The sequence below is a fragment of the Paenibacillus sp. AK121 genome (assembly GCF_019042715.1).
Taxonomy (GTDB): Bacteria; Bacillota; Bacilli; order Paenibacillales; family Paenibacillaceae; genus Paenibacillus; species Paenibacillus polymyxa_C.
Genome location: NZ_JAHPJM010000002.1, coordinates 337,376 through 351,980, shown reverse-complemented (window position 1 = coordinate 351,980; position 14,605 = coordinate 337,376). Strand labels below are relative to the sequence as shown.

General features: G+C 47.5%; 15 protein-coding genes. 6 read left to right on the top strand and 9 right to left on the bottom strand.

Going from position 1 to position 14,605, the window contains the following annotated elements:
- Positions 1–11: 11 nt before the first annotated feature.
- Both KSP24_RS04855 and KSP24_RS04850 read right to left on the bottom strand, forming a co-directional pair.
- Positions 12–524: a hypothetical protein gene (locus KSP24_RS04855; RefSeq protein WP_090737809.1), complete on the bottom strand. Its 513-nt coding sequence runs from the start codon at positions 522–524 to the stop codon at positions 12–14.
- On the bottom strand, positions 508–1,113 hold the full coding sequence (locus KSP24_RS04850; RefSeq protein ID WP_216974593.1) for a hypothetical protein: 606 nt from the start codon (positions 1,111–1,113) through the stop codon (positions 508–510). The genes KSP24_RS04855 and KSP24_RS04850 overlap by 17 nt, the downstream gene beginning before the upstream one ends.
- 372 nt (positions 1,114–1,485) lie before the next feature.
- Between KSP24_RS04850 and KSP24_RS04845 the strand changes: the two genes are divergently transcribed.
- Positions 1,486–2,670 (top strand): sensor histidine kinase, encoded by a 1,185-nt coding sequence (locus KSP24_RS04845; RefSeq protein WP_216974592.1) that lies wholly within the window; start codon positions 1,486–1,488, stop codon positions 2,668–2,670.
- Positions 2,671–2,805: 135 nt separating this feature from the next.
- Here KSP24_RS04845 and KSP24_RS04840 read toward each other — a convergent pair whose 3' ends face one another.
- Positions 2,806–3,762, bottom strand: coding sequence for a nucleoside hydrolase (locus tag KSP24_RS04840; protein ID WP_013373589.1), 957 nt, complete (start codon positions 3,760–3,762; stop codon positions 2,806–2,808).
- A 212-nt stretch (positions 3,763–3,974) separates the two neighbouring features.
- Here KSP24_RS04840 and KSP24_RS04835 point away from each other — a divergent pair, with 212 nt between their 5' ends.
- Positions 3,975–4,568, top strand: a complete 594-nt coding sequence (locus KSP24_RS04835; RefSeq protein WP_025676764.1) for a hypothetical protein — start codon at positions 3,975–3,977, stop codon at positions 4,566–4,568.
- Between the two features lie 77 nt (positions 4,569–4,645).
- Here the strand turns inward: KSP24_RS04835 and KSP24_RS04830 are convergent, their stop codons facing one another.
- The 3 genes from KSP24_RS04830 to KSP24_RS04820 are packed head-to-tail and all read right to left on the bottom strand — an operon-like array spanning position 4,646 to position 8,164.
- The gene (locus KSP24_RS04830) at positions 4,646–5,254 is read right to left on the bottom strand and encodes a pentapeptide repeat-containing protein (RefSeq protein WP_025676762.1); all 609 of its coding nucleotides are present in this window, start codon (positions 5,252–5,254) and stop codon (positions 4,646–4,648) included.
- Between the two features lie 38 nt (positions 5,255–5,292).
- Positions 5,293–5,802: a MarR family winged helix-turn-helix transcriptional regulator gene (locus tag KSP24_RS04825; protein ID WP_040102632.1), complete on the bottom strand. Its 510-nt coding sequence runs from the start codon at positions 5,800–5,802 to the stop codon at positions 5,293–5,295.
- Positions 5,792–8,164, bottom strand: coding sequence for an ATP-dependent DNA helicase (locus tag KSP24_RS04820; protein WP_216974591.1), 2,373 nt, complete (start codon positions 8,162–8,164; stop codon positions 5,792–5,794). The genes KSP24_RS04825 and KSP24_RS04820 overlap by 11 nt, the downstream gene beginning before the upstream one ends.
- A 164-nt stretch (positions 8,165–8,328) precedes the next feature.
- Between KSP24_RS04820 and KSP24_RS04815 the strand changes: the two genes are divergently transcribed.
- Complete coding sequence (locus KSP24_RS04815) at positions 8,329–9,405, top strand: diguanylate cyclase (RefSeq protein ID WP_216974590.1); 1,077 nt, start codon at positions 8,329–8,331, stop codon at positions 9,403–9,405.
- A gap of 134 nt (positions 9,406–9,539) precedes the next feature.
- Entirely contained in the window at positions 9,540–9,713 is a 174-nt protein-coding gene (locus tag KSP24_RS04810; protein ID WP_013312483.1) for an aspartyl-phosphate phosphatase Spo0E family protein, read from the top strand.
- Positions 9,714–9,776: 63 nt separating this feature from the next.
- On the opposite strand, the gene cidR is transcribed toward KSP24_RS04810, so the two are convergent.
- Positions 9,777–10,682: a cidABC operon transcriptional activator CidR gene (gene cidR / locus KSP24_RS04805; protein WP_330706299.1), complete on the bottom strand. Its 906-nt coding sequence runs from the start codon at positions 10,680–10,682 to the stop codon at positions 9,777–9,779.
- Positions 10,683–10,813: 131 nt separating this feature from the next.
- On the opposite strand from cidR, the gene KSP24_RS04800 reads away from it, so the two are divergent.
- A complete protein-coding gene (locus tag KSP24_RS04800; RefSeq protein ID WP_013373599.1) occupies positions 10,814–11,185 on the top strand; it encodes a CidA/LrgA family protein in 372 nt (123 codons plus the stop codon).
- The gene (locus KSP24_RS04795; RefSeq protein ID WP_013373600.1) at positions 11,182–11,859 is read left to right on the top strand and encodes a CidB/LrgB family autolysis modulator; all 678 of its coding nucleotides are present in this window, start codon (positions 11,182–11,184) and stop codon (positions 11,857–11,859) included. Before KSP24_RS04800 ends, KSP24_RS04795 begins: the two co-directional genes overlap by 4 nt.
- A gap of 149 nt (positions 11,860–12,008) precedes the next feature.
- Here KSP24_RS04795 and KSP24_RS04790 read toward each other — a convergent pair whose 3' ends face one another.
- Positions 12,009–13,712 (bottom strand): glycerol-3-phosphate dehydrogenase/oxidase, encoded by a 1,704-nt coding sequence (locus KSP24_RS04790; protein ID WP_302054340.1) that lies wholly within the window; start codon positions 13,710–13,712, stop codon positions 12,009–12,011.
- A 274-nt stretch (positions 13,713–13,986) separates the two neighbouring features.
- A complete protein-coding gene (locus KSP24_RS04785) occupies positions 13,987–14,544 on the bottom strand; it encodes a glycerol-3-phosphate responsive antiterminator (RefSeq protein ID WP_019688909.1) in 558 nt (185 codons plus the stop codon).
- Positions 14,545–14,605 lie beyond the last annotated feature (61 nt).

Here is a 14,605-nt window from a genome sequence, read left to right as displayed (position 1 = left end):
CGGACTCTCCTTTATATAGACGGCCTCTCCGTATCGACCTTTTGTAATTTCAAGCCAGCCAGATTAAACTTCAAAATACATTCAGCCACATCTAGATCCACAATGATATGCTGACTGCCATGCTGAACCCTGAATATCTTATGATTCTCCACTGCATATTCATCTAAAATGATTTTCTTCAGTGTACCGTCTCTATGATATTCAGTAAGTGGTGATAAACACATCAGACTAGGCGGATGAGCCAGCCAATACCTCGTTTGCTGCATACGCTGCATATCGGCAAAAACAATCAGCCTCCAGCTTAATCCGGCTTGATATATATCAAAGATTTCCTTTAGTTGTTCAGAAACAATGGCTACCGGTTGCTCTATAAAATCAATATAGTCTGCATCGCCCGATACATAGCATTGCAAAACAGACTCTTCATCAGTATATAGTGAGCCTTCGGCCCATTCCCGTAATTGTCCACGATGTATCTCCACTGGAAACATATACTCTGTGATTCGATTATCGTGTTGAATCATGTAATACTCCATAAGCCGTTGAATACACCGCCTCACTGATCCCTTTGTGCTCTCCTATTCTTATTTCCAAATCATCCTCGCATTTCAACGCCTTGAACTCAGGCAGTTGTACAGCCTGCTGCATAGCGTCCTTGGCTAATTTCAAAATGTAGTGATGAAATTCCCACGCAGCCTGAAGCACATATCGCTCGACATCCGGCTGAATAACCTTATTCATATAAGGTTTTCGAAGCTGACTCAATTCATCCTCCAGTTCTGCCAACAGTCCGAACGCCCAGCCTGCATCATAGGTTCCACGATAAGGTAGAGGATCAAAGTACCAGTTCGCACCATAGACCTCAATGACATAGTTATAAATGCGCTCCCTTAGATACGTACGCCTCATAGAATAGGTAATGTATCCAATTGTTGTCTTGTCCGCTTCTGCAGAAATGGCTTGTAAGCAAATCGATTGAAAAGATTGGATAAAAGAGAAGATAAGTTCCTCTTTTCTATGCTCATACAAGACCGCTACCTGATATAATTTCTCATGCAACATATCTTCTGCATAGGTCTTATGGAAGTGTTCTAGGGCTTCCCGTCTATTCATAATCCCACCTCTGAACCTATTATATAGAATATTTACATGATATTACTGGTTCCATTCTCCTATTTTATTACACAATTTTCATATCATGAGATTACATATGAACTTATGAAAAAAGAATGAAAATAATCATACTTTTTCGTGAATGTGTAATATTACAAACAAAAACCTTCCCAGAAAGGCTAGCATTCGGCCTACGACATGAAGTTTTGTGCAAACGAATAGGTAATTGGAAGTAGTTAGACTCAGGTTTATAACGAAATAATGATGTATAATTAAGGATACGCTCCAAAAATACATTCAGAGGAACAGGAATGGGGTACACAAACTATTAGAGTTTTGATCACCACCACTTTGCATCAGGATTGGAGACATATGACTACTTCACCTACAGGTTTTTATAATAGTATTCAAGAGGCTACCGCACATGTCATTGATGTGTTGAGTGATATTCTACATGTTAATACCATTTTTATTGCCGCTAATGACGGGGTTACCAATGTAATTGTAGATTCATTTAACCGGGAAGAAGTGCTGGTTCGTAATGGAGAGGAGCTTCCTTTTGAGCTTAGCTATTGCAGTCTGGTGCTGAACCATTCCGCGGATCACCTCACCATTTCGGAAACGTCTACTCATCCGCAAACACGTGATTTAGATGTGACTAAAACCATTGGAAATCACTCATTTACGGGAATACCCATACGTATGAAAAATGGCCAGGGGTATGGAACCATTTGTATTTTGGATGCGCCATCTGCACAATTGACTGAAACAGAAATGAAGGCTCTCAAGGCTATGGCTGTATTTCTGGGTTATGTGGTTGAACTGGAAAAAGACAAGATCGATGCAGAAGCTTCTTCCATGAGCAAGCTGGATTTGATTTCTTCCCTGAGTAACAAAATTCGTTTTTCGCTCACTGAAATATGGGGAGCTACGGATCTAATGATGACCACGGAGTTAACAGAGGAACAACAGCAATATATGAGTATTATGGAAGCTAGCAGTCGCTCGCTTATGATGCTGTTGAATAATATTCTGGATTACAGCAAAATTGAATCCGGGCAAATCGATGACATTGAAGATCCATTTGATCTGAGAACGATGATGGAAAATGTGTTGAGCTTGTACACAGAGGTAGCTGCGCAACGGAATCTGGAATTGAGGCTGGATTGGAATCTTGCCAGTTCTCCTATTTTTATCGGGGATGAGGCCAAAATTCGGCGTATGCTGATTAATTTGGTAGATAATGCAGTGAAATTTACAAGCACAGGATCAGTCACCTTATCTGCAAATACCCAGTCCGTGACCGATGCGCCTCAGGCTGAATTGGAAGTAAGGGTAAAGGATACCGGAATCGGTATATCTCCAAATAAACTAAAAATGTGGCTTGAGCATGACCTCGGGCCCTCTCCCTCCTATGGCAATCCCGGCTTGGGTTGGCAGATTACCAAACAGCTGTTGAAACGAATGAATGGTACAATGACAGGGGTTAGCGAACCTGGTAACGGGACGGAGATAACGCTCCAATTTACCCTAAAAACATATCAGGAGTCAGCCTGAATAAACGGTAGGCTTGCAATCATGTGGGGCCAATTCCAGTAGCAAAACCCGTGACGGATAACGTCACGGGTTTTGCTATGAATACGCCCTAGGCAGTGTGATCACTTTATGCCACACATTTGTACACAGTTGGGTTTAGTAACGTTTGGGAGCAGCCTGCTTGGCCAAATCCGCCATATACGTAAAGAAAGCTTCCGGGTCTGTATCATATACCAGATTCACAGGGCGTCCATCCGCCTGTTCCACCGTTCTGCCCTGACTTGGGCCTTCTGCAATAACGCTGCAATGCACCGTCTTTTTCTTGACAATGTCCGGGCGTCCTACGGATGCAGTGGTCAGTACATCCCACAGGTAGTAGGTAGAGTTCGTCTCGCTGTACACGAGCGGAGGACATCCAGCGTAGCAATTGCCTAGGAAATCAACGCCTTCATAACGGCGCTCGGCAGCCCAACGATTGCGTACGGCTGGAGTTAACGGCACTTTGCTTGTGCTTTCCAGCGCCACCAGATCAATCGTGATGCCGCTTTGCCACACCCGATAGGCCGCTTCCGGGTCCCAGAACACATTCCACTCTGCGGTACCGTCATGCTCCGGCTCCTCCACATTCCCTTTTTCAAAGGTGCCGCCCATCCATACCAGCTTTTCAATCTTGGCTTCAATATCCGGTGCTTCATCCAGCGCCCGTGCCAGATCGGTTAGCGGTCCAGTGAATAGCAACAGCGTTTTACCTTCAGCTCCGCGTACCTTTTCGATCAAATGCTGATGAGCTGGCAGAGATGAAAGCGGCGCTTCCATTCGTCCCGATTCATTCAGCACAGGTAATGCATCTACATAGAATGAATGTAAACGCCAAGCGGCAGGGAACGGATTTTTACCGCGTGAATTAGACTTGGCGACTTCAACAGGCCCTTTATTTTGTCCAAAACGATCAATAATTTTTCGGCTGGCATCCGTCGCCGGCTCCAGGTAACCATCTGCTGGAATAACCGATACTCCGGTCAAATGAACTTGCTCCATCTGAAGCAGCATAAACAGGGATACTAAATCATCCACGCCACCATCATGATTAAAATAAACGTTTGTCTGACTCATCTGTCTCTTCCTTCCTTTATCCCCGTAAAACAGGCTTGTTCTTATCAGCAACCATCCTTCATTATGCCTGATCGCTTCACAGGAGTAAATGTGCGATAGCGCCTGAATGAGGGATTTTTTTGTTTGCTCCGTGCTTAATCAAGGTAGAAATGTGTGTAATAACAGGGTAGAATCATGGGTCCTAATCGGAAGCGTAGGAAGGAGAGATGCATATGACAGCCCGAACCATAGAAGAGTTGGAGCAGATCCGCAAAGAGTGCAAATCCATGGTAACGAGAAGGGCTGCAGCTTCGGGAGGAGCTGTATTGGTCCCGATTCCGGGGGCTGACGTTCTTGCTGATGTCGGCATTTTGATGCAGCTGCTGCCTGCCATTAATGAAAAATTCGGATTATCTGAGCAGCAGCTAGATGGTCTGGATGCAGAAACCAAGTCGATGGTGTATGGCTTTATCACTTCAATTGGCAGCAAGCTGATCGGGCGACTCATCACCCGAGAAGCCATCGTGAAGATTTTGCAGAAAATGGGCATTCGCATCGCCACCAAGCAGGTTAGCAAGTTTGTCCCTCTACTGGGGCAAGGACTAGCCGCAGCGATTGGCTTTACTGCGATGCGGACCATTGGCAATCGGCATATCGATGAGTGCTACGAAGTGGCTAAACGCCTGCTGGAGCAGCAAACTGCCGCAGATACGGCACGCAACTGGACGGTACCACAGCAACCTCTAGATCCTGTAGGTGTCGATAAGTTACCAAATCAGAATCCAGAAGCAGCAATTCCGCTACTGCCAGCATCCCATAAAGATTAATCTTTCAGATTTAGTATTCCTCCAATTCTCCAGCACGGGGTAACACAGGTCGAGACAGCTCCTGTATCTCCGTGCTTTTAACCATCTATCTTGGCACCATAAGAGCGGGCCACTGCTACTGCCAGTTCGATATCCAACTTGGCTCCGGTAATGTCCAGATCTTTAAAATTCACGCCATCCATCTTCGCACCGCGCAGGTCGGTTCCTTGAAGGTGGGCTTTGTGCAGCCTTACCCGGGTAAGATCCGCCTCGCGCAAATCTGCCTTTTCCAGATGGCATTCGGATAAATCAGCTTCCTTGAATCGTATTTTTCGCAAATCCTGTTTTCTTAAATCTGCATGACGCAAATTCGTATAAGACCAGTCTCCGCCCGTAATCGTGATACCATCCATATTCGCCCCCGCAAAGTCTGAACCTACCAGCTTACAGTTATCAAACCGGACTACAAACAGATTCGCGCTGGTGAATAGACAATTGGTAAAAGCGGACTCCTTGTAGTGAGATGCATTCAGAATGGCTCCGGTAAAATCACAGTCCACAAAAGTACAGTCTTCCACAAGGGACTCATTCATCTCCACACCCCGAAAACGACATCGGGTAAACTCGCAATTTCTCCACTCGCCTTCTCTGGCATCCATTGAGCCAAAATCACGGCCTTCATAGACCTCATCTGTATAAAAGAACATATTTCCCTCTCCTATTCCTTATTCCCGACATCAGGGATTCAGCTTTTCGGCAAGGACCGCTCAAAACCGCCTTTCATTTTCCCCAGTAAACCCTTCATCATCTTATGATCCTGCGGCGTAAACTCAGACATGCATGACCGAATCAGCTTCGTATAATAAGGGACTATTTTGCTTAACAGTTCTCGTCCTGCCTCTTTTAATCCGACAGTCACCATCCGTCCGTCACTCTCGTGAGCCACACGTTCTATCATTCCATCTCGCTCCAAACCGTCGATCAGTCCTGTCATGGTCCCACGCGTGACATCCGCTTTTTCCGCTAACTCCGATGGTGTCATGCGATGCGGCGCATGGCAATGCAACAAGCTAAGAACGATAATCCGGCCCTGAGAAGCCCCGAGTTTGGTCAAATCTGTATCCATTTCTCTGAAAATACCGTTAGCCAAGCGCGCAAATGTCACAAATGTCTCTATATTATCTACTTCGGCATCCTCATGTCCAAAGCTACGCAGCACCCCGCGTATGGAATCATTATGAAAATTAAAATTCATAGTCCATCCATTCCTTCCTTAATCCCGCTTGTTCCGTCAAACGGTAGCTTTTCCACTCATCTGGCAGCAAAGAGGCATATGGCTCCTTGGCAAAACGATCATCTACCAGGACCAGCAGCCCCTCGTCATGCTCTGTGCGAATAAGTCTGCCACCTGCCTGAAGAACCTTGTTCATCCCCGGATATACATACGCATAGTTGAAACCATTTCGGCCCTGTTCCGAGAAATAATCCCGCAGCACATCCCGCTCCGCTCCAATTTGCGGCAAGCCGACGCCGACGACCACTACCCCGTTCAAGCGATCCCCAGGTAAATCGACACCTTCAGCAAAGACACCACCTAGTACGGCAAAGCCGAACAGGGTGCGCTCTTGCCCAGGTTGGAAGGCCTCTAGGAACCGATCACGCTCCGGTTCGGTCATACCCGGACTTTGTACCAATGTATCTGCAGACACGTCCCGAAGCATGAACTCCTCGTATACCTCTCGCAGATACGGATAAGACGGGAAAAACACGAGGACGTTCCCTTTCCGCTCCGCAACCAATCCAGCCAGCATATCCGCAATCGCCCCTTTAGAACGCTCACGATCCCGATAACGGATGGAGAGCGGCAGCAGACGTACATCCCATTGCTCCTGATGGAAAGGGGAAGGGACCTGTAACGTATAGTCTTCCTCGCTTGCTCCAAGCATGTCCCGGTAATAAGCAAGCGGTGTCAACGTCGCCGAAAAATAAATAGTCGAGCGATAGTTCTTTACAGCCTGTCCCAGCAAGTGCGAAGGGTCGAGGCAGAACAGTTTGATCCTCACCTCACTGCGCCCTGCTTCAATATAAGTAACGTAACGTTCATCGTATAAAGCAGCGATTCGCAGCATATTTTGGGCGGTAAAATACGTATCCAAAAGCAATGCGTAGGCCGTACTTTCACTGCTTGCGCGACTTGTACTGTTCCCCGTCACCAGTTCACGTTCAGCGGCCTCCACAAAAGGCACCAACAACTCCAGCACCTCTTGCGGTGCTGCTGTTTCCACTGCTTTTCCTGTATCTGCATGCAGCTTGCGTAGCGTAATCATATGTGCGTTCACTGCACTCGCAGTCGTAGCAACCTCCGGGCTTAGCAACTTAAATTCTCTTTTCAGTTCCAAAAAAGAAGATTTCAGGATTTCCGCCGAAAACATGTCCCGACCGCGTTCCACCAGATTATGCGCCTCATCCACCAGCACAACACCTTTTCGCTTGTGCTCTTCCAGCAATCTCTTCAAAGAAATCCGTGGATCAAAAACATAATTATAATCACTGATTATACCATCCGAGGCATACGCCACATCTAGTGAAAATTCAAAGGGACATACCTTATGCTTGCGCGCATAATGCTCAATCACCGCCCTCGTCATTAACGTCTCATTCGCCAAAATATCGGATACTGCACCGTTGATCCGGTCGTAGTAGCCCTCGCACATGCTGCATGATCCAGCATCACAATCATGTTCATCCTTGAAGCAAATTTTATCCTTCGCCGTCAGCGTTACCACATGCATGTGCAGCCCCTGGGCCTGCATTCGGGCATAAGCCTCTTCAGCTGCTGCGCGAGTCGTGGTACGAGCCGTTACATAATATACTCGCCTAGCCAGCCTTTCGCCAATCGCCTTAATTGCAGGAAATAAGGTGGATACCGTTTTACCGATACCTGTGGGCGCTTTGGCAAACAGGTTGACTCCTTCAGCAATCGTCTTGTACACTGAACCCGCTAAAGTTCGCTGACCTGAACGATACGTGTCAAAAGGAAACTCCAACATAGCAATACTGGCATCCCTCTTCGCCGCATGTGCTCTCAGCAGGAATGCATACGGTGCATAACCAGCAATCATCTCCTGGGCGAAAGCTTCCAGCTCTGCAAAAGATAGCATCCGTCTGAAGCGACGAATGTCTTCACTGTGTGATTGTACATAAGTAAGTTGAACCTGCATGGAATGATGCTGCTCCTCACGAGCAATCATATAGGCATACAGAAATGCTTGTGCCCAGTGCACGGGGTGGCCGTCCCCCTGAATATCTTCGAGGGGCTGAGAGATCGATTTAATTTCATCAACCGTCCATACGCCATCCAGCTCAATCAGTCCGTCACAGCGGCCTTCGATGATAAACAATTTGCCCTCATATGAAATTTCTGTACGTAAATGTACCTCTTTACGGTCATGCTCCTTATAACCTTTCTGGATAACCTGATGCACGCGACTTCCTTCCTGCATACTGCTATTCGAGCGAAAACCGCTCTGAATGCTGCCACTCCGATGCACATATTCCACAAGTGGACGCACCGAAATGTGAATTGGTTCCTTCATGCGATCACCCGTTCCGGTCATAGTCCTTACACTGTACCACGTAGATCAACGAAACGTAAGGGACATAAGAATCGTTTGTGGTCGATTGGTATTCATTCATATCTACTTTTTACCGAAATATAGAAACGAGGTCTTACTTTATTCCAAGATACTACAACTCACATTACAGCATAAAGGACAGGGACATGTTAAAAGAATTAATTAACAATTTTGCTTTATTAACAAGCTTCTTATTCTTTGGAAATTTGCTTTTACGAAAATACGAACGTTACCTGGAAAAACATAGATATATACATCGGGTAATAAACGGCTTAATGTTGGGCTTGTTTGGTATTCTTTTAATGATGGCCGGTTTATGGATCCCCGGGAATTTTGTGGTCGATCTGCGCCAATTGGCGATTATCGTATCTGTTTATATGGGAGGATCGGTATCCGGTCTGCTAACCACCCTGATCATTATCCTGTACCGTATTTACATCACTGGCAGTTGGACAGAGGTTTCCCTGATTGCTACGGTCAATGGCATCATGACACTAGCCGTTTCCCTTACCTTTATTCGAGAAAAAATCCTAAAACTCAGCAAATGGATGTCAGCCGTGCTTGGATCTACAGTTGTGTCGCTGTTAGCCACTTTTTATGTGGCTAGTCATCCCCATTATGGATCTATTATTATATTCACAACCATTAAGACACTTGGCGGCTTGTTCGCCTATTTTATGATGCATCATATCAAAAAAACTGAGCGGGCCATTCATCTACTGGAAGAAGCTGCAAATCGAGATCATTTAACCGGGCTATACAGTCCGCGTGCTTTTGATGCGCTGTTCGAAGAGGTACTTCATGCTTCCAAGGCTACAAAAAAACCCTTTGGACTTGTGATGCTAGATATTGACCACTTTAAAAAAATTAATGATACGTATGGCCATTTGAACGGAGACGCCGTCTTAAGCCAACTGGGAATTTTGTTAAATCGGGAATCTACAACGAGAGCATACCCCTCCCGTAAAGGCGGAGAGGAATTTGCCATTCTACTCGGAGATTGTGATACCGAAAAGGCGGCAAGCTTTGCCGAGAAGATTCGAAAAGCTGTGGAAAATGAATGTTTTCTCTTGAATGACGGAACCATAATCTCCTTAACCGTATCCATCGGAGCAGGCAGCTCTCCTGTTATTGCATCGAGGTTTTTATTGGAAAAAGCAGACGAAGCATTATATGAAGCTAAACGTTCAGGGCGCAATCGGGTAGAGTTGGCAAAACCATAATTATTAGTCGCTAAATGTCAGGAAAGCTGGATTAATGTTAATAAAAAGTGGTAAAATGGAAATAACATCGTTATCAAAAAAACTGCTGCCGCTAGTGGAGACATGCCTTACAATCGACATGGGGGGTGGGCTTTGTGAACCTCGAACAATTGGAAAAACTCATGGAAAAAGAACGCCGTGAACTGAATCGCATGGCTGACTTACACGGATTAAAAGATGAACGTGTATTGGACAAATCCTCCAGGCTTGACCGTATTATGGACAAGTACCTTCACACCAAGCGCGCAATAAACCAAACACACTCATAGAAGCAAGCTACTTCGCTGCCCCTCAGGGCAGCTTTTTTATGATGTAAGCCACATCCGTCCTTCTCACCGACGACTTCCGCCATATTCTGTCCGCAACAATCGCTGTGTGAAAGATATCCACTCTCTGGCAGCAAAGGACAGATAACGATCGTTCCGCCAGATCATCCCCAAATGCCAAGGAATGACTGGGTCTACCAATGGAAGAACACGCAAGCGTTCGGAATCCAAATCCCGGCATATCGCCTCCGGCAATAACGCTACTCCCAGGTTGGCAGCAACCATTTCGCTGATCAAATCCCATTGAGAGCTTTCATAGACTACACGCGGCTGAAAGCCAGCACGAACACATTCGGCAATGATACGGTCGTGTAGCGTAAAATCCTCACGGAACAGCACAAACGCCTCCTCTGCTAACGAAGATAGCGGCACCTCCTTGCAGTCGGCCAATGCATGCGTGGGATGAACGAGCAAATTCAGCTTTTCCTCCACAAATAGAAATGTCTCAAACATATCTCCAACCGGAGGCAGCACAATCACCCCGATATCCAGTGCCCCAGCTTCTACGTCCTGCTCCACTTTCTTCGCTCCATCCTCGAACAATTGAATGGTCACATCGGGAAAGGCCTTGTGGAACTCTCCAATGACACGCGGAAAAAAGCTCGATCCGACCATAGGAGGCAGACCAATGCGGATATGTCCTTTTTTCAGGTTCATCAAATCACTCAGCTCCGAGGACAGGCTCTGAAAGGACTTCACAATCGCTTGTGCTTGAAGCTCAATGACCTTGCCCGCATCCGTCAGTTCGATTCTTTTGCCAATACGATCGAACAAAGTAACTCCCAGTTCTTCTTCCAGGCTTTTAATCGTCTTACTAATCGTCGGCTGAGTAATAAACATGCTCTGTGCTGCCTTCGTAAAGCTGCGTAACCGCGCGACTTCCAGAAAATATTGCAAATGTCGGATATCCAAAGCTACACCTTCTTCCATAGACAAACGGAATAGACTTCATTCTTTATATGCATTTTACTCATGAAAGCTTGTGATGTAAAATTTCATTACAGTTTGAAAATAACGGATCTCAAAGATAGGAGACTTTATATATGAAAAGCTTCATACGCGGTGTCCTTCAGATCGCCGTCCTGATGGCCTTTTCGCTCATCCTGAACGCGGTGGTCTCCTGGCTCCACCTGCCTATACCCGGTAGTATCGTCGGTATGCTAATTCTCTTTATTCTGCTGCAAACCCGTGTGGTCCGACTAAGCTGGATCGAGGTTGGCGCAAACTGGTTGCTGGCCGAGTTGCTATTATTCTTTATTCCCTCCGCTGTTGGCGTTATGAATTATTGGCCGATGCTGGAACACGATGGCATGAGCATTATGCTGGTCGTGCTGCTCGGCACCTTTCTGGTGATGGCCTGCACAGGTATGATCGCCAGTCTGCTTGGTAAACGAAAGGAGCATAAATCATCATGACCGGTCTTCTATGTATTGTATTAACACTTGCTATTTACTGGATGGCCAAACGCATGTACCGCACATTGCCCAAGGTGTATTTGTCCCCATTGCTCATTACACCTGTGGTTATCATTTTGATTTTGACGCTGACGGGTGTGAACTACCGTTCTTATAATTCAGGCGCTCATTTTCTATCCATGCTGCTACAGCCAGCTACGATTGCATTTGCTGTCCCTTTGTACCGATATTTCCCTGTGTTAAAAAAACACGCGGCCCAAATCGTGCTTAGCGTGCTATCTGGATCTGTCGTAGCCGTGCTGTCCTCCATGGCGCTCGCCAAATGGATGCACCTGGACTCCTCGCTGCTGAGCAGCCTGATTCCTCGCTCGATTACGACACCTATTGCGATGAATGTATCGCAAACGATTGGCGGTAACCCGACGGTCACGGCGGTATTCGTTATTCTGACCGGATTGAGCGGTCTTATTATCGGCCCGATGATCGTCAAACTGTTCCGTATCGAAAATGAAGTTTCACGCGGGGTATTGCTCGGTACCGGTGCTCATGGTACGGGTACTTCCAAAGCATTCGAATTCAGTTCGCTGACAGGCACGATTTCCAGCATCTCGATGGTGCTCGCCGCTCTCTTTACCTTGGCGGCTGCGCCCTTCCTGTTCCACTTGATGCTGTAAGCCATCTGTATACAAAGAAGCAGCGATTCTCTTATGAATAGAGGATCGCTGCTTTTGTTTTGTAGGCCCCTTTTTCGCTGAAAGCAGTGATGCGAACGAAACAATTGTAGAGAAGCGGAGCGGTCAAGGATACGCATCCTTAAGCTATATCAGATGACTTTAATGGCGCCGAGTTCGGCTTCTATCTCTACAGGTGTCACAGCTTCATACAAGTAAGCATCCAGCTCAGTCGTATATTGGCGTTCTTGCTCGGCGCTCCAGCCTGCATGCTCGGACATCCATGCAATGACAGCCTGTTTCCAGCGCTTCACCTCGTCAATTTGGAAGAACAATGCTCCAGTGTGACGTATGAAAAAATCAGACGGTGTCACCGTCATTTCCTGTTCCATCGCGTACAGAAGCGGAACACGCACTTCCACAGGTAGCGCCGCTTCCGTCTCGGTGGCGTTCTTCATGCTCTGTGTCGCTATAGCAAACAGTCGCTCCACATTTGAACCATAGCGAACAGCCCATGCTCTGGCGGTCTCCGGCGGTAGACCGAGCGCAGCGCCCGCTATGGCTTGCTTGCTCACGAAAGTGTCCCAGCCCGCCGAGCCGCCTACACTGCCGCCCGAAATGGGGATATGCCTTGTGCGGCATGCCCGAAAGCTCTGCCCATGCAAGCGGCCTAATTCACGTACCGCACGATCCACGACGAGTTCGGACATTTTCCGGTAACCTGTCAGCTTGCCGCCTGCGATCGTGATCAGACCTGAACGGGATTCCCAGATTTCGTCCTTACGTGAGATTTCTGAAGGGCTTTTACCGTCTTCATAAATGAGCGGCCGTACCCCTGCCCAACTGGATTCCACGTCTGTAACCGTCAGCTTCACATCCGGGAACATCCCGTTGATCGCTTGAAGCACATACGCCCGGTCTTCGGCGGTCATCCGGGGATGCGCCGTATCCCCCTCATACACCGTATCGGTCGTACCTGCATAGGTTTTGCCGTCACGCGGGATGGCGAATACCATGCGTCCATCCGGTGTATCGAAGTACACTGCCTGTTGAAGCGGGAAGCGCCCAGCATCGAATACCAAGTGGATACCCTTCGTCAGGCGAAGCACCTTACCCTCTTTGGAGCGATCCATTTCCCGCAACGTATCTACCCATGGTCCGGCTGCGTTAATGACCAGCGAAGCCCTGATTTCGTATGGCTTTCCCGTTACCCGATCGGTTACACTGGCGCCGCTTATTCGTCCGCTGTCATACAGCAGCTTGTCAGCCTTGGCATAGTTCACGGCCAGCGCCCCTCGTGTAACAGCTTCCTTCATCACCTCAATCGTCAGGCGAGCATCGTCTGTGCGGTACTCCACATAACTACCGCTTCCCCTCAGTCCTTCTCTCTTCAGCAAAGGCTCGCGCTCCAGCGTAGTCTGAATGTCCAGCATGCGGCGGCGCTCACTACGCTTCACGCCAGCGAGGAAATCATACACCAGTAGCCCGATAGAAGTGGTGAAAGCATTAAATGTGCCACCCTGGTGAAAAGGAAGCAGCATACGCTCCGGAATGGTCACATGAGGACCATTTTCGAATACGATGGCTCGTTCCTTCCCGACCTCGGCTACCATTTTAACCTCAAATTGCTTCAAATAACGAAGACCACCATGCACTAGCTTGGTAGAACGACTGGATGTACCTGCTGCAAAATCCTGCATTTCCACCAAAGCCGTTTTCAAACCACGATCCGCTGCGTCCAGTGCAATTCCCGCCCCTGTAATGCCGCCGCCAATAATTAAAATATCAAAATGCTCACGCCCCATACGCTCCAAAACGGCCGTTCTCTCCTGTGCAGCAAATCCCTGTTCTCCCATCATCTATCCCTCCAACTTTGTACATGTCTGCTATCAATGTGACACCGAATCATCAAAGGTACAAAAAAAGACCACGAACATCGCTGCGGCGGATGCCGAGCGGTTCATGGTCTCTCCAAGTCTCCTGACGAGTATTAACTTATCTATATCGTAGCACACACAGTACACGATGAAAAGAGGAATCTGCCTGCATTTACAGCAGGTCGTTCCCCGCGCCAAGCCAAAGGCCGCGCTCCTTGCTATTATGTAGGTTGCCCACTTGATTCAAGAAAGGCTATCGCTTATAGTGCTCAAACAGTTGTTTATTGGAGGTCGTAACCGCTGCAGCTCCCGCTGCCAACGCCGCTTCCACATCCTCCGGGGTACGAATAAGTCCGCCAGCCAAAATAGGAATACCCGTGCGTTCACTGACCTCCGCAATCATCGGCGGCACAACACCCGGCAGCACCTCAATATAATCGGGGCGCGTTTTTTCCACCAGTGCGTAGCTTTTTTCCAGCGCAATCGTATCCAGCAGGAACACTCGCTGTACAGCAAGAATCCCCTTTTTTTTAGCAGTTGCAATCACCCCGGAACGGGTCGAGATAATCCCAAATGGCTTAATTTCCTGACATAAATACTCAGCGGCATACTCGTCATTCTTCAAACCTTGCACCAGGTCGGCATGCAGAAGCATCTGCTTATTGCGGCTCCTTGCCATCTGATATAGGTTGCGCAACTGCGCTACATGCGTATCCAGAAAAACAGCATACTCATAAGAGCTGTCCAAAATATCCTCCAACTGCTTCATGTGCTTAGCTGCAGGTAAAATGCGTTGTCCCTGAAATGGCATGGATATCCCCCTTAGGCCGAAGTCGGTCAAACTCGTTCAAATTTTATATTATCACTCTGTT

Coding starts and splice junctions, on each gene's coding strand:
- KSP24_RS04790 (WP_302054340.1), bottom strand. CDS start 13,712: ATGGGAGAACAGGGATTTGCTGCACAGGAGAGAACGGCCGTTTTGGAG.
- KSP24_RS04815 (WP_216974590.1), top strand. CDS start 8,329: ATGTTAAAAGAATTAATTAACAATTTTGCTTTATTAACAAGCTTCTTA.
- KSP24_RS04820 (WP_216974591.1), bottom strand. CDS start 8,164: ATGACCGGAACGGGTGATCGCATGAAGGAACCAATTCACATTTCGGTG.
- KSP24_RS04795 (WP_013373600.1), top strand. CDS start 11,182: ATGACCGGTCTTCTATGTATTGTATTAACACTTGCTATTTACTGGATG.
- KSP24_RS04840 (WP_013373589.1), bottom strand. CDS start 3,762: ATGAGTCAGACAAACGTTTATTTTAATCATGATGGTGGCGTGGATGAT.
- KSP24_RS04855 (WP_090737809.1), bottom strand. CDS start 524: ATGATTCAACACGATAATCGAATCACAGAGTATATGTTTCCAGTGGAG.
- KSP24_RS04850 (WP_216974593.1), bottom strand. CDS start 1,113: ATGAATAGACGGGAAGCCCTAGAACACTTCCATAAGACCTATGCAGAA.
- KSP24_RS04835 (WP_025676764.1), top strand. CDS start 3,975: ATGACAGCCCGAACCATAGAAGAGTTGGAGCAGATCCGCAAAGAGTGC.
- KSP24_RS04825 (WP_040102632.1), bottom strand. CDS start 5,802: ATGAATTTTAATTTTCATAATGATTCCATACGCGGGGTGCTGCGTAGC.
- KSP24_RS04785 (WP_019688909.1), bottom strand. CDS start 14,544: ATGCCATTTCAGGGACAACGCATTTTACCTGCAGCTAAGCACATGAAG.
- KSP24_RS04800 (WP_013373599.1), top strand. CDS start 10,814: ATGAAAAGCTTCATACGCGGTGTCCTTCAGATCGCCGTCCTGATGGCC.
- KSP24_RS04830 (WP_025676762.1), bottom strand. CDS start 5,254: ATGTTCTTTTATACAGATGAGGTCTATGAAGGCCGTGATTTTGGCTCA.
- KSP24_RS04845 (WP_216974592.1), top strand. CDS start 1,486: ATGACTACTTCACCTACAGGTTTTTATAATAGTATTCAAGAGGCTACC.